This window comes from Photorhabdus hindustanensis, from assembly GCF_002968995.1.
Taxonomy (GTDB): Bacteria; Pseudomonadota; Gammaproteobacteria; order Enterobacterales; family Enterobacteriaceae; genus Photorhabdus; species Photorhabdus akhurstii.
Map to the genome: position 1 here is coordinate 48,988 of NZ_PUWT01000024.1, position 14,967 is coordinate 63,954.

Here is a 14,967-nt window from a genome sequence, read left to right on the forward strand (position 1 = left end):
ATGTGCTGCCGTAGATGATAGAGCGGCACTTGGGAGAGCGGCCGCCGATAGCATGACAAATTTAAATAACGTACAAATCGAGGTATTCGTTTACAGGCATGTTTTCCAGTGATGAACGGTCAAGAGAAACAGACAGGATTCTGCTTTGCTGTGTTTCAGGGAACTGGCGTGCCAGGTTAGTGCTGAATTTTTTCAGCAATAATGGAATGCCTTCCTTACGGCGGCGAGCATGGCCGATGGGGAATTCGACTTTAACTTCATCAAGCCGGCTGCCATCTGTAAACGTAACAGTTAATGCGTTAGCAATAGAGCGTTTTTCTGGATCGTGATAATCACGGGTAAAATCAAGATCTTCAACACACACTATTTTTTCCCGCAGTGCATCAATGCGGGGATCTGCCGCAACGCTATCTTCGTAATCCGCCGCAGTAAGACGGCCAAAAATCAAAGGAATCGCCACCATGTACTGAATACAGTGATCTCGGTCCGCAGGATTGTTTAACGGGCCTTGTTTATCAATAATCCGAATACAAGCCTCATGGGTACGAATAGTAATTTTTTTAATGTCATTGATAGTTTTACCCGCGTCTTTCAACTGCTGATGCAGGCTCATTGCGGCTTCCACTGCGGTTTGTGCATGAAATTCCGCCGGGAAAGCGATTTTGAACAGCACATTTTCCATCACATAAGAGCCATAAGTACGCTGGAATTTGAAAGGCTGACCATTGAACAAGACATCATAGAATCCCCACGTTTTTGCGGTTAATACCGAGGGATACCCCATTTCACCCTTTTGCGCCATCAAAGCCAAACGAACCGCGCGGGAGGTTGCATCGCCGGCAGCCCAAGATTTACGTGAACCGGTATTAGGAGCATGACGGTAAGTTCGCAGTGATTGACCATCAACCCAAGCCAATGATACCGCGCTAAGGATCTCTTCCCGATTCAATCCCAACATTTCAGCAACAACAGCCGTCGAAGCCACCTTTACCAACACAACGTGATCTAAACCGACTTTATTGAATGCATTCTCTAATGCCAAGCAGCCCTGAATTTCATGCGCTTTAATCATACCTTGTAAAACATCTTTGATCATGAGCGGCTTTTTCCCACCAGCAACGGCATTTCTTGATAGCCAGTCAGCTATTGCCAAGATGCCACCGAGGTTATCGGATGGATGCCCCCATTCAGCGGCAAGCCATGTGTCATTGAAGTCTAGCCATCGGATCATCGCACCAATGTTAAATGCCGCCTGTACCGGATCGAGTTGAAACTGTGTTCCCGGCACACGCACACCATTAGGTACCACTGTCCCCGGCACAATCGGCCCTAGCAATTTCTTACAAGCCGGATATTCCAGTGCCTCTAACCCACAACCTAACGTATCTAGAAAGCAGTAATAAGCCGTTTCATAGGCGACGGATGATGTGATGGCGTATTCCATAACATAATCCACAATATCCACAATCACTTGATCATATTCAGGGCGATTGCTTACAACAGAGGTAGACATAATAATTCCTTGTTAAAAAACACGTATACAGGGATCTGTGCATCAAAAATAGCGTTACCCACGTTTACTAATTGGCATAAATACTTGATTTTCCGGCCCAGTATAGTTAGCCGCAGGACGAATAATTTTGTTATCAATCCTCTGTTCAATGATGTGAGCAGCCCACCCCGCTGTACGAGCAATCACAAACAATGGTGTAAACATCGCAGTTGGCACACCCATCATGTGATAAGAAACCGCAGAGAACCAATCAAGGTTCGGGAACATTTTCTTATTGGCCCACATCACCGCTTCTATTCGATCCGCGATATCAAACATTTTGGTTGTTCCTGCCTGTTTGGAAAGTTGTAGAGCCACATTTTTAATCACTTTGTGACGGGGATCTGAAATGGTATAAACCGGATGACCAAAGCCGATAATGACCTCTTTTCTTTCTAATCGCGCCAGGATATCCCTCTCTGCTTCATCAGGATTTTCATAACGCTGTTGAATTTCAAAAGAGACTTCATTTGCTCCACCATGTTTTGGTCCTCTTAGTGCACCAATCGCTCCGATAATGGCAGAGTAGATATCCGTACCAGTTCCTGCGATAACCCGGCTGGTAAATGTCGAAGCATTAAATTCGTGTTCCGCATAAAGAATTAGGGAGGTATGCATGGCTTTTTCCCACGATTCACTGGGTTTTTTACCATGCAGGAGGTGCAGAAAATGCCCGCCTATCGACTCATCATCCGTTTCCACCTCAATGCGGCGTCCGTTATGGCTATAGTGATACCAATAGAGCAACATGGAGCTGAGAGAGGCCAGTAATCTATCAGCAATATCACGCGCTCCCGCAAGGTTGTGATCGTCTTTCTCAGGCAATGTACAACCAAGAACAGAGGCGCCTGTACGCATAACATCCATCGGATGGGCAGCTGCGGGCAATGTTTCCAGTGCTGCCTTTACGCTACTCGGCAGACCCCGTAATGCTTGTAATTTCGTTTTATAGGCAGCCAGTTCAGCGCAGGAAGGCAATTTTTCGTGAATCAGTAGGTATGCAACTTCTTCAAATTCACACTGGGTCGCAAGATCAAGAATATCGTAACCACGGTAATGCAGATCATTACCGGTCTTTCCAACGGTACAAAGCGCTGTGTTACCCGCACTGACGCCAGAAAGGGCTACCGATTTTTTAGGCTTGAAAGTGGTTAACTCAGTCATCGTGTTCTGTTCGCTCATGGGTATCACCTCTACTGTTTTTATGCCATATAAAACGATGAAATTAGGTGGAACTGTCCATCATTGAGACTTTTTCTGGGAGAAAAGCACATCCAGTTTTTGTTCAAAATCGTAGTAATTGATGCTTTCATATAACTCGTTGCGAGTCTGCATCATGCTGATCACACTCTTCTGCGTCCCTTCGCGACGGAGTGTGGCATAAACCTGCTCAGCTGCTTTATTCATTGCTCGGAAAGCAGAAAGCGGGTATAGCACGATGGAAACATCCACACTTTTCAACTCCTCAGTCGTGAAAAGTGGAGTCGCACCAAATTCGGTGATGTTGGCTAGTATTGGAACCCCGGTTGTTGACGCAAATGCTTGATACATGTGTAATTCAGTGATCGCTTCAGGAAACAGCATATCTGCCCCGGCTTCGATATAGGCTTTTGCCCTGTCAAGAGCCGCAGCTAATCCTTCAACAGCCAAGGCATCAGTGCGAGCCATAATGACGAAATCTTTATCAGTACGGGCATCGACTGCTGCCTTGATGCGATCAACCATTTCCTCTTTGGATACAATCTCTTTATTCGGGCGGTGACCGCAGCGCTTCGCACCGACCTGATCTTCAATGTGCAACCCCGCCGCCCCTGCTTTGATCATTGAGCGCACTGTACGTGCCACATTAAAGGCAGAAGAGCCAAAACCGATATCAGCATCCACCAGCAATGGCAAATCACATACATCCGTAATACGACGAATATCTATTAACACATCATCTAGCGTTGAAATTCCCAGGTCAGGCATCCCCAATGAACCCGCCGATACACCACCACCAGAAAGATAGATGGCTTTATAGCCCGCCCGTTTAGCCAGCAACGCATGATTCGCATTAATGGCGCCAACGATCTGTAGTGGAGATTCGGCTTCTATAGCCTGACGCAATGCCAAACCAGCAGAGGAAAGCGCCATGTTAGGACCTCGTTGTTATTATAATGAAACACATTTGTTACCTAGCAATATATGTACCAATAAAATAAAAATTACTGGCGATTTTAAAAAACAAACACAAAATAAAGTTAATATTTTGTTTTTTAATTGAAAAATGGCGATAAAAATATTTATTAGTTTGTAGGAAAGTACCATTGATAGAAAAACACACCTGTTTCATAATGAATCAATTACGTTTCACGAAACACGAATGAAACAATTGCGAAACATTGAACTATTGTGGTGGAAAAAACGAAAACAGCGTACAGATAGAGGAATAGCATGGCAGAAATACCGTCAACAGAACGTGATAAACCGGTCATTTGGACAGTATCTGTTTCCCGTCTTTTTGATCTCTTCCGTGATATCACACCAGAGTTCGATCATCAGGCCAATATCACGCCTATCCAACTCGGTTTTGAAAATGCGGTTCAGCATATTCGTCAACGGTTAACAACTGAATGTTGTGATGCTGTGCTCTGTGCCGGTTCTAATGGCGCCTATCTTAAAAGCCGTTTGTCAGTGCCCGTTATTATCGCCAAAGCCAGCGGATTTGATTTTATGCAGGCATTAGCCCGCGCACGACAAATCAGCTCTCGTATTGGTGTTATCACCTATCAGAACACGTTACCTGCGCTAGAAGAATTTCAGCAACGGTTTAACCTGCGTATTGAACAACGCAGTTACGTAACGGAAGAAGACGCACGGGCCCAAGTCAATGCACTAAAAGCCATCGGCATTAAAGTGATTGTCGGTGCCGGGTTGATTACCGATCTTGCCTATGAAGCTGAATTGGTGGGTGTTTTTGTCTACTCCGCTAATTCTATTCGCCAGGCATTCCGTGATGCTCTGGATATCGCCAGAATGACCAAGCTCAACCAAGCCTCAATTTCTGCCTATCCAACCGAGAATAGTTTGCGTACCCGCCATACTCTCAATGATATCCGGGGAGATTCAGCAGTCATGGAGCACGTACGCAACACTATCATGTTATACGCCCGCTCGCCTGCCACAGTGCTAATACAAGGGGAAAGTGGTACAGGGAAGGAGCTGGTAGCACAAGCCATTCACCACGAATATGCTCTGCGGTATGGTCAGATCGCAGGTAAACATCAACGCCCGTTTGTCGCCGTTAACTGCGGCGCCATTGCTGAATCCCTATTGGAAGCTGAATTGTTTGGTTATGAGGAAGGGGCCTTCACCGGTTCACGACGTGGAGGGCGTGCAGGTCTTTTTGAAGTTGCCCATCGAGGCACGTTATTTTTGGATGAAATTGGTGAAATGCCACTGCCTCTGCAAACGCGGCTATTGCGGGTACTAGAAGAAAAATCCGTTGTCAGAGTAGGAGGACACCGCCCTATTGCCGTTGATGTTCGGATCATCTGCGCCACACATTGCGATCTGGATACTTGGGTGCAAGAGGGGCGTTTCCGAACAGACTTGTTCTATCGTTTGAGTGTATTACGGATCAACATTCCGGCCCTCAGAGAAAGGGGCAACGATGTTGGTATATTGGCGCTGGAATATCTGCGACGAGCATTTGCTGCATTGAACTTGCCGGTATCACCATCAAGAGTGCAAGAACTTGCTGCCTGTCAGGAAGCATTGCAAACCTATCATTGGCCCGGCAATGTCCGGGAATTACGTAATCTCATGGAACGGGTAACGTTATATCTCAGTGCTCATCCTGAGCATACCTTAACACCGGAATTGATATTAGCCCTTTCACCGGAGCGTAAATCTACATTCAAGCTGGCAGAAAAAAGTATAAAACCTTCGTTGACTGAACAATCCTCACTTGTTGCACCACTTTCAGCCCATGAAACCTTGAAACGGTTTTCTGGCGATCGCCAAGCCGCTGCGGAGTACCTGGGAATTAGCCGCACTACATTGTGGCGACGACTGAAACAAGAATTGGCCGGGAATGAAGGAACGAACGTTAACGAAAACGTGATTTAAAACGTCGTCTTGAAATGCTTACGATAATCCTGTGGAGTACTACCGTATGCCCGGAAGAAACTACGACGTAAAGTATCTTCACAGCCGAAACCACAACGGGAGGCTATGCACTTGAGCGATAGCGTAGATTCAACTAAAAGTTGACGCGCCGCTTCCAAGCGGAATCGCTCCACCGCCTTGGCTGGCGTAATTCCTACATGTTGGCCATAGTGGCGCACAAAGCTGCGCTCACTCATATTGGCACGAGCGGCCAAAGCTGCCACTGAAAGGTCGCCCGCCAAATTGTTGGTCATCCAAGCGTGCAAATCTGAAAATTTACTCGTGCTGCTTTGTAACGCCAGTGGCGTACTAAACTGCTCCTGTCCACCAGAACGTTTGAGAAACATAACGAGATCCCGCGCAACATCCAGCGCCAATTTATGACCGAAATCCTCCTCCAGCAATGCCAGAGCCAAATCAATGCCTGCGGTGACGCCAGCAGAAGTCCACACCGGGCCATCCTGAATAAAAATGGGATCACATTCTACCCGCAATTTACTGTAACGCCGGGCCAGCTCGGCACAACTACTCCAGTGTGTGACGACTCTGCGACCATCAAGCAACCCGCAAGCAGCCAGAATGAATGCCCCGCTGCATATAGACACAATACGCCGGGCCAGCGATGCATGATCCTTTAACCAATCACGTAATGGCAAATGGTTCGACGCTGATTCAACGCCAATACCTCCTGCAACGATCAGAGTATCAGCGGGAGAATCCAGCTCAGGTAGGGGTTCTGCCTGCACAGTTATTCCTGCCTGCGTCATCACCTGCCCGGGTTCACAAGCCACGACTTTTATGGCATAAGGCCGCCTGTGACCGGCTTTCTCTGCTAGTTCATTGGCTGTGGTAAAGACCTGCAATGGTCCTGAAAGGTCCAGCAGATTTACGTTGGGGAAGATTAGAAAATAGAGCGTTTTAATGTCCATAAGGCAATTATGGCAGTTGGCGTAAATCGTCGCAATATTGGCATATACGCCAATTAGTTTACGGTTACAGTTGTTCCATCAATTTACTACCGGGAATACAGATATTCAGCGATCGCTAAAAATAGCGGCATATGAATTTCAGTTCTCGTTTCAATCTCGATAAGGAAAACTTCGCCATGAAAAACACATCTAAGGAACATCCTGCGGCATTATCTTCGTTAACGAAAGCATCGGCTGGAGAAAAACCCACTCTCGCCTTTGTCATTTTTCCAGGCATGACGCCGCTTGATATGATTGGTCCCGCAACAGTTCTTGAAGTAGGAGGATGGTTAAATATCGAATATGTTTGGCGCGATTTACTTCCGGTGCGTACTGAGCTGGAATATATATCATTCTCGCCGAGCACTACATTTGAACAATTAGATAAAGTGGATATTTTGTGTGTTCCCGGTACAGGAAATCCTTATGCTTTGCTTACCGAATTAGACATGCTTGATTGGATGCATAAAGTGGGAAGTAAAGCATCCTGGGTCACAAGCGTGTGTACAGGATCTATCCTGTTAGGGGCCGCAGGCTTGCTAAAAGGGTATCAGGCGGCGACTCATTGGTCGATGATAGACGATCTCAACGAATTCGGTGCAATACCGGTTAATAAAAGAGTCGTTATTGATAGAAACCGGGTTACTGGAGGTGGAGTCACCGCAGGTATTGATTTCGGTTTAACATTGCTTGCCGAAATCAAAGGTGAAGAATATGCACAAGCAGTCCAATTGGCAATGCAATATAGCCCAGAACCACCGTTCAATAGCGGCATGCCAGAATTCGCCGGCAAAGAAATAACTCATGCCACGCTTCAAGCTATATTTTACAATGTGGAAAAACAGACGCCTGATTACAAAGAAATCTTAATTAAAAGCGCCAAGAGAATATCAGATATCTACTGAATCTATTTTCGTATGATGGCTTAATTCAACCTGTTTCAGCGGTCGATTATTTACCAATAACGGAAATATTTTCTATTCTGAGAACGACTAATTCATAAGTGCATAAATCCAGATTTGTTTTTTTAGATTAAAAGGTATAGGCAACCAATCCGGTTGCCGCTTCCAAGAGAAAATTTATCGGATTACTATGTTTCGAATATTATATTTAAGGAATATTCTTTAATTATTCAAATATTATTTCAATTAAAAAACTCAATCCCAGACAGAAAAAGTATGATTTTAAACCTATCCAAATAATATACAGCTTCTATGTAAAGTTCTGTGCACCTATTATATTACACGAATTTTCATGCCAATAAGGTGTCAGCATAAGTTAATCGGCTATTTGTTCAATCTTACTCCGACTCATCACAATGATTTTAATTATCGTTTCATGGTCTATACCATTGTCTATCATTGCATACACGATTTTCACAAGCGCCAGTTTTCCACCTATCTGTAATCCTTCTTGGTATGCCTCTTGATATGCTTCCAGAAATCCTTCTTGGAACGCTTTCTGCTCCAGTTTTTGCGCTATTGTCATCAATTACCTCCTCATATTTCTAGGGGACGGTCCGTTACTCGCTGGACAAGCCCCTCTTCTAACACGAATCTTTAAATACCGATTACGGCTCTCAGCACGAATCAGTGATGTATTTGTTCAAGTTCGTTCTGGCTCAACCCTGTACTTTTCATTATCGTTTCATGATCGATACCATTATCCATCAATGCACGCGCGATTTTCAGACTCGCCCGTTTTTCACCTTTCTGTAATCCTTCTTGAAGTGCTTCTTGACGTGCTTTATGTTCCAGTCTTTGCGCTATTGTCATCAGTACCTCCTCATACTTCGGGAACTGTTCTGCCAGTTGCCGGATAAAACCTTCTGGATCGGCGGTATCTCCCACCAGTAATATGTAGTTTAGCATGCTTTCTAGCTGCTCTTCCGTATAGTAATCATACGCCAGCAGTATGGCCAGTTTTTGCAGTAACTCCATCATATCACGCTGCCGGATATGCTTTTGCACCATTTCCAGTAGCGCAACCCGTTTGTGCGTCAGGATTTCATCATCCGGGATTACCGTCACATCTACCAACGGAAACGCGCTGGAATAGATCTCTTCCGCCAGAGCCGAAGCATCGAAGCAATCAAACCAGTTGGTACTCCACGGATATGGCCGCGTTTTCCCGTGATAGAACAACACCGGAATAACCAGCGGCAATTTTTTATGTCCCTGCTCCAAATGCCATTGCATCGCTGAAATACTGTAACGCATCAGCCGGAATGCCATCATCTTATCCGGGGAACTCTGGTGTTCAATCACGCAATACACATAACTCTCACCCTGCGTAGTTTTTAATGAATACAGGATGTCGGAATAATGTACCCGCAGATTGTCCTCAATAAATGACCCCGATTCCAGTCGCAGTGTATCAAGATCACAAACTGCCCGTAATGTCGCAGGTAAGTGTATCTCTAGAAAATCTCTGGCGGTATCAGTATGACTTAAAAACTTTTTAAAAATAGCATCATGTGGCGTCGGTGTATTTTTTCTTTTCATAAGAGGATAATAGCATATTTTCTTTTATATTGAAGGAATATTAAATAAACACCGTTTGCGACTTAAATGTCGAAACGGTATTTAAGCTAACAAATAATAGACTTCGGTTAAATAATTCAGTAATAAAACATTGTGAAAAATGATATTTATTATTAGCCGAATCCAACCTAATTAACTATTCTTTTAAATATAATCTTACAGCAGATCTTAATGCCTTAATATCCGAAGAACAGAGATAGGGTTTTAAAGCATTAAATTTCTCTTCTGACCAATCATATATCTTTAACGCCAGTAGCTCATTGATAATGTGCGGCTCAAAGCGATATTTAACTAATTTCGCAGGTGTGCCAGCAACAATACTATATGGTTCAACATCTTTAGTGACAACGCTATTAGCAGCAACGATAGCGCCTTCTCCAATAGTAACGCCGGGCATAATCATTGAACGCATACCAAGCCACACGCCATCATGAATATGCGTGTCACCTTTGCCTACATAGGCGTCTTCAATATATTCCATGAATGGATATAAACAGAACCAATCCGCTCTGTGTGTATTGTTTCCACCCATAAGAATGATAGTTTCAGCACCTATACAAACATAATCGCCAATATACAATTTATCAATTGGCCACTTAGACTCCCATTGAAGACTGATCTTATCACCATACAAATAGCGAACGACAGATTCTTCAAAACCGCCACTCCAGCAATCGCTATAATAGCTATGGGTTCCTTTGATGACAATACTTTGATTAGTTATAGCTTCATGTAAAAATTGGATTTTTGACCAATGTTTTTCTTTCATGGTAAATAGTCTCTATTAATTATTTATTTACCATAGAATGCTTTCTATGGTGATGTATTCGCACTCAAAATACATCACGCCTAGCCGATTCGAGGTTGATTTAATAACGGGATTCTTTTCATATTAAACGATGAGTTAATTATTAACTTATATTGATTATCATTCGTAAATTCTTTTGATTTAATTTACATCATATCAAAAGGTATATTTTCAATACGACAGCATTTTCTAGAAATAATACAGAACTGGAGCGAGCGAAGGGAATCGAACCCTCGTATAGAGCTTGGGAAGCTCTCGTTCTGCCATTGAACTACGCTCGCTTGGGGATAACATAAATTATTATAGCGACTTCGTTGGCATCAGCAAGCCATTATCTGTTTCAGTTGTCTATATTTAAGGCAGTTGAAAATAAAAACTCCCCTAGCAGTTATGCTACAGAGGAGTTGGAATTTAAAATTTAATTCAAGCTGTTATTTTTGCGGGCGCATTGCCGGGAATAGAATGACGTCACGGATGGTATGGCTATTTGTCAGCAACATAATCATACGGTCAATACCAATACCCAAGCCGGCTGTAGGCGGCATACCGTGTTCCAAAGCCGTTACATAATCTTCATCGTAGAACATGGCTTCGTCATCGCCTTCGTCTTTCTGGCGAACCTGCTCAGCAAAACGTTCCGCTTGATCTTCGGCATCATTTAATTCTGAGAAGCCGTTGCCAATCTCACGTCCACCAATAAAGAATTCAAAACGGTCAGTGATAAACGGATTTGCATCATTACGACGCGCTAGCGGAGAAACTTCTGCCGGATATTCAGTGATAAATGTTGGTTGAATCAGATGGCTTTCAGCCGTTTCTTCAAAGATTTCACACTGAACACGACCAAGACCCCAACCTTTTTCCACTTCAATGCCAAGAGATTCAGCGATAGCCACCGCTTTGTCCATATCATCCAAATCAGCCATTTTGGTTTCAGGACGATATTTGCAGATGGCCTCTTTCATGGTCATTTGGGCAAATGGTTTACCGAAATCGAATTCCTGCTCGCCATATTTAACCAGAGTATTCCCCAAAATATTCTGCGTCAGCGTGCGGAACAGCTCTTCTATCAGGACGATCAGATCTTTGTAATCCGCATACGCCATGTAGAGTTCCATCATGGTGAACTCAGGGTTATGGCGCGGAGATACGCCTTCATTACGGAAGTTGCGGTTAATTTCAAACACACGCTCAAAACCACCAACAACCAGACGTTTCAGGTAAAGTTCCGGCGCAATACGCAGATACATATCAATATCCAGCGCATTGTGGTGAGTAATAAATGGACGTGCCGAGGCGCCGCCAGGAATAACCTGCATCATTGGCGTTTCCACTTCCATAAAGCCTTTACTGACCATAAAGCTACGCAAGGCCGATAAGACCTGAGAGCGAATTTGGAAAGTTTTGCGCGATTCTTCGTTGGCGATCAGATCCAGATAACGCTGGCGGTAACGAGTTTCTTGATCAGCCAAACCGTGGAATTTATCCGGCAATGGACGCAGCGCTTTTGTCAGCAGACGCAGTTCGGTGCAGTGAACAGAAAGTTCGCCGGTTTTAGTTTTAAACAGTTTGCCACGCGCGCCCAGAATGTCTCCCAGATCCCATTTTTTAAACTGTTCGTTATAAATACCTTCCGGCAGATCGTCACGGGCAACATATAACTGAATACGACCGCCCATATCTTGTAGCGTGACGAAAGAAGCCTTACCCATGATGCGACGCGTCATCATACGACCGCCAACCGTCACTTCAATATTCAGTGCTTCCAGCTCTTCCTGAGTTTTGTCGTCGTATTTGGCGTGCAAATCTTCTGAAATATTTTCACGACGGAAATCATTCGGGAACGCAATACCATTTTCCCGTAAAGTAGCCAGTTTTTCGCGGCGGGTTTGCAGTTCATTATTTAAATCGGGAGCCTGCTCAGCACCCTGTTGTTGTTGTGACATTTTAGTTCCTCATAAGCCAGCTTTAAGGCTTGCTTCAATGAATTTATCGAGATCACCATCCAGCACCGCTTGTGTATTACGTGTTTCAACGCCGGTGCGCAAATCTTTGATGCGTGAGTCATCCAGAACATAAGAGCGAATCTGACTACCCCAACCAATATCGGATTTATTCTCTTCCATTTCCTGTTTATTGGCGTTCTTTTTCTGCATTTCCAGTTCATACAGCTTCGCTTTTAGCTGTTTCATCGCCTGGTCTTTGTTTTTATGCTGAGAACGATCATTCTGACACTGAGTCACAATGTTGGTTGGAATATGGGTAATACGCACCGCAGATTCTGTTTTGTTAACGTGCTGCCCACCCGCGCCGGATGCGCGATAAACGTCGATACGTAAGTCCGCCGGGTTAATTTCAATATCGATATCATCATCCACTTCGGGATAGATGAAAGCAGAACTGAATGAAGTATGGCGACGACCGCCAGAATCAAATGGGCTTTTACGTACCAAACGGTGCACACCAGTTTCAGTACGTAACCAACCATAAGCATAATCACCCATGATCTTGATAGTCGCTGATTTCAAGCCAGCCACCTCACCATCTGATTCTTCTATAATTTCAGTTTTAAAACCTTTGGATTCAGCCCAACGCAGATACATACGCATCAGCATACTTGCCCAATCCTGAGCCTCGGTGCCGCCAGAGCCGGCCTGCAAGTCAAGATAGCAGTCAGCACTGTCATACTCACCAGAAAACATACGGCGAAATTCTAACTCACCCAACTTGTCTTCAAGCTGTCCCAGCTCTACCACCGCTTCATTAAAAGTCTCTTCATCGTCAGCTTCTACTGCCAATTCCAGCAGGCCCTGTACATCTTCCAGACCTTGCTCAAGCTGATCGATAGTCTCAACAATCCCTTCCAGTGAAGAGCGCTCTTTACCCAAAGCCTGTGCCCGCTCCGGTTCATTCCAAACATCAGGCTGTTCCAGTTCAGCATTAACTTCTTCTAAGCGTTCTTTCTTGGCATCATAGTCAAAGATACCCCCTCAGAACCGTTGTCCGTTCAGACAGGTCCTGAATGTGGTTTTTTACCGGATTAATTTCAAACATATTTTCGTGTCTTACGTTGTGTAGTCGTAGATAAATGGATAATTTTCGAACCGCGTATTGTAGCGGATTCGACACAGGGTTTATAGCACTTCAACAGATTTGTCACGTATTCATACAAGAGTACGTGACAGTGACTGACTATCTGCCTATCAAACGATTAATAAGGCCAGAGATGCTGGATCAAAAGCTGTACATTACGGTTGCCACGAAATTCATTAACATCCAGTTTATAGGCAAGTTCTACTTCGCGGACACTGTTATCCGGCCAGCGGGTAGGATCAATATTGAACGCAATACCATCCAGCATCGGCCCACCGTTTAATGGCTCTACTATCACTTTTAAATGACGCTCTCCAACAATACGCTGTTGCAGTAGTTTGAATTTACCGTCAAAAACCGGCTCCGGGAATGCCTGCCCCCAAGGACCGCCATCACGCAACATCTCTGCAATGTCCAATGACAGTTCATTGATCGCTAGTTCACCATCACTCCAGATAACACCTTCAAGTTGCGAAATATCTAACCAATCCGCCATTAACGCAGAAAAGTGACGCTGAAATTGTTCAAATTTATCCTGCTCAAGTGACAAACCCGCCGCCATTGCATGGCCGCCAAACTTAAGTATCAACCCCGGATGCAACGTATCAAGCCGCTCAAGCGCATCACGCATATGCAATCCCTGCACTGAACGACCAGAACCTTTCAAAATACCGTCCCCTGCCGGTGCGAAAGCGATCACAGGCCGATGAAAACGTTCTTTAATGCGAGAAGCCAGAATGCCGACTACTCCCTGATGCCATTCTGGATGATAAAGCGCCAGCCCATAAGGCAGCTCAGTGCTGGTACGTTCAAGTTTGTCACAAATTTGCAGGGCTTCTTGTTGCATTCCCTGCTCTATTTCACGCCGGGTATGGTTAAGACTGTCCAGTTCGCAAGCTATCTGGCGCGCCTTTGCCATGTCGTCAGTTAGCAATAAAGTGACGCCAATGGACATATCATCGAGGCGACCGGCGGCATTCAGTCTTGGCCCCAGAAAAAAACCCAAATCGCTGGCTGCTAGCTTATAAGCATCACGTTTGGAAACTTCCAATAATGCCCGAATTCCCGCACAGCAACGCCCTGCGCGAATGCGATTCAATCCCTGATAAACCAGAATCCGGTTATTGGCATCCAAAGGTACAACATCGGCAACCGTGCCTAACGCAACCAAATCCAACATTTCTGCCAGATTCGGTAGAGTAATTCCTTGCTTTTCAAACCACTGATCTTTTCTCAATGCCGTCCTTAAAGCCGACATCAGATAAAACGTGACGCCAACCCCTGCCAAAGATTTAGATGGGAAAGAGCAATCGGATAAATTGGGATTAATAATGGCATCGGCAGCCGGCAAAATATCGCCCGGCAAGTGGTGATCCGTGACAATCACTTTCATACGGTGCTGATGGGCAGCCGCAACTCCTTCATGGGAAGAGATACCATTATCCACGGTAATAATTAGGTCAGCGCCTTTTTTGACGACCTCTTCGACCACCTGCGGGCTTAAACCATAACCATCGTCAAAACGATTTGGCACCAGATAATCCAGATGGCGATATCCCATCGAGCGTAATGATCGGATCGCCAATGCCGTGCTAGTTGCCCCATCAGCATCAAAATCACCGACAATAACAATACGCCAGTGTTCATGAAGTGCTGTCAACAAGAGCGCCACCGCCTGTTCCACGCCACTCAAGTGTTGGTAATTCAATAAGCCTTGAACGCCACGCTCCAATTCATCAGCTTGCTGAATACCACGAATGGCATATAAACGACGCAGTAATGGATGAATCTGTTGTGGAAGATGACTGTCATCCACCACCGGGCGGCGACGAAGTTGTGTTTCAATATTCACTA

The 14,967-nt window shown here is 44.9% G+C and carries 12 protein-coding genes and 1 tRNA gene; 2 read left to right on the forward strand and 11 right to left on the reverse strand.

Translation table 11 applies throughout. The features are described from left to right. Positions 1-61 precede the first annotated feature (61 nt). From C6H66_RS10345 to prpB, 3 genes are read right to left on the reverse strand one after another with little or no spacing between them, the layout of a single operon-like run. Positions 62-1,513, reverse strand: a complete 1,452-nt coding sequence (locus tag C6H66_RS10345; RefSeq protein WP_105395540.1) for a bifunctional 2-methylcitrate dehydratase/aconitate hydratase — start codon at positions 1,511-1,513, stop codon at positions 62-64. 54 nt (positions 1,514-1,567) lie between these two features. Then, positions 1,568-2,734, reverse strand: coding sequence for a bifunctional 2-methylcitrate synthase/citrate synthase (gene prpC / locus C6H66_RS10350; protein ID WP_105395541.1), 1,167 nt, complete (start codon positions 2,732-2,734; stop codon positions 1,568-1,570). 60 nt (positions 2,735-2,794) lie between these two features. Next, a complete protein-coding gene (gene prpB, locus C6H66_RS10355) occupies positions 2,795-3,685 on the reverse strand; it encodes a methylisocitrate lyase (protein ID WP_105395542.1) in 891 nt (296 codons plus the stop codon). A gap of 300 nt (positions 3,686-3,985) precedes the next feature. On the opposite strand from prpB, the gene prpR reads away from it, so the two are divergent. Beyond that, complete coding sequence (gene prpR / locus C6H66_RS10360; RefSeq protein WP_105395543.1) at positions 3,986-5,662, forward strand: propionate catabolism operon regulatory protein PrpR; 1,677 nt, start codon at positions 3,986-3,988, stop codon at positions 5,660-5,662. Here the strand turns inward: prpR and C6H66_RS10365 are convergent. Continuing rightward, complete coding sequence (locus tag C6H66_RS10365; protein ID WP_105395544.1) at positions 5,659-6,630, reverse strand: GlxA family transcriptional regulator; 972 nt, start codon at positions 6,628-6,630, stop codon at positions 5,659-5,661. The two genes, prpR and C6H66_RS10365, sit on opposite strands and share 4 nt — an antisense overlap. A gap of 176 nt (positions 6,631-6,806) precedes the next feature. Between C6H66_RS10365 and C6H66_RS10370 the strand changes: the two genes are divergently transcribed. Further along, on the forward strand, positions 6,807-7,574 hold the full coding sequence (locus C6H66_RS10370) for a DJ-1/PfpI family protein (RefSeq protein ID WP_105395545.1): 768 nt from the start codon (positions 6,807-6,809) through the stop codon (positions 7,572-7,574). 373 nt (positions 7,575-7,947) lie between these two features. Here C6H66_RS10370 and C6H66_RS10375 read toward each other — a convergent pair whose 3' ends face one another. The 7 genes from C6H66_RS10375 to recJ all read right to left on the reverse strand — a co-directional run bounded on the left by C6H66_RS10375 (position 7,948) and on the right by recJ (position 14,965). Beyond that, entirely contained in the window at positions 7,948-8,157 is a 210-nt protein-coding gene (locus C6H66_RS10375; protein ID WP_105395546.1) for an RpnC/YadD family protein, read from the reverse strand. A 101-nt stretch (positions 8,158-8,258) separates the two neighbouring features. Beyond that, positions 8,259-9,173 carry an Rpn family recombination-promoting nuclease/putative transposase gene (locus C6H66_RS10380; RefSeq protein WP_105395547.1) on the reverse strand — a complete coding sequence of 305 codons (915 nt, stop codon included), beginning with the start codon at positions 9,171-9,173 and terminating at the stop codon, positions 8,259-8,261. Between the two features lie 175 nt (positions 9,174-9,348). Further along, positions 9,349-9,981 (reverse strand): CatB-related O-acetyltransferase, encoded by a 633-nt coding sequence (locus C6H66_RS10385; RefSeq protein ID WP_105395548.1) that lies wholly within the window; start codon positions 9,979-9,981, stop codon positions 9,349-9,351. A gap of 246 nt (positions 9,982-10,227) precedes the next feature. Continuing rightward, a tRNA-Gly gene (locus C6H66_RS10390) sits at positions 10,228-10,301 on the reverse strand. A 150-nt stretch (positions 10,302-10,451) separates the two neighbouring features. Further along, on the reverse strand, positions 10,452-11,966 hold the full coding sequence (lysS, locus tag C6H66_RS10395) for a lysine--tRNA ligase (protein ID WP_046394526.1): 1,515 nt from the start codon (positions 11,964-11,966) through the stop codon (positions 10,452-10,454). Between the two features lie 9 nt (positions 11,967-11,975). Beyond that, positions 11,976-13,074, reverse strand: a protein-coding gene (gene prfB, locus C6H66_RS10400; protein WP_105395549.1) for a peptide chain release factor 2 whose coding sequence is annotated in 2 segments (ribosomal slippage) — positions 11,976-12,998 and positions 13,000-13,074 — 1,098 coding nt in all. Because the reading frame shifts where the segments join, the coding sequence is not laid out codon by codon here. Positions 13,075-13,231: 157 nt separating this feature from the next. After that, positions 13,232-14,965 (reverse strand): single-stranded-DNA-specific exonuclease RecJ, encoded by a 1,734-nt coding sequence (gene recJ, locus C6H66_RS10405; protein ID WP_046394525.1) that lies wholly within the window; start codon positions 14,963-14,965, stop codon positions 13,232-13,234. Between the last annotated feature and the right edge of the window lie 2 nt (positions 14,966-14,967).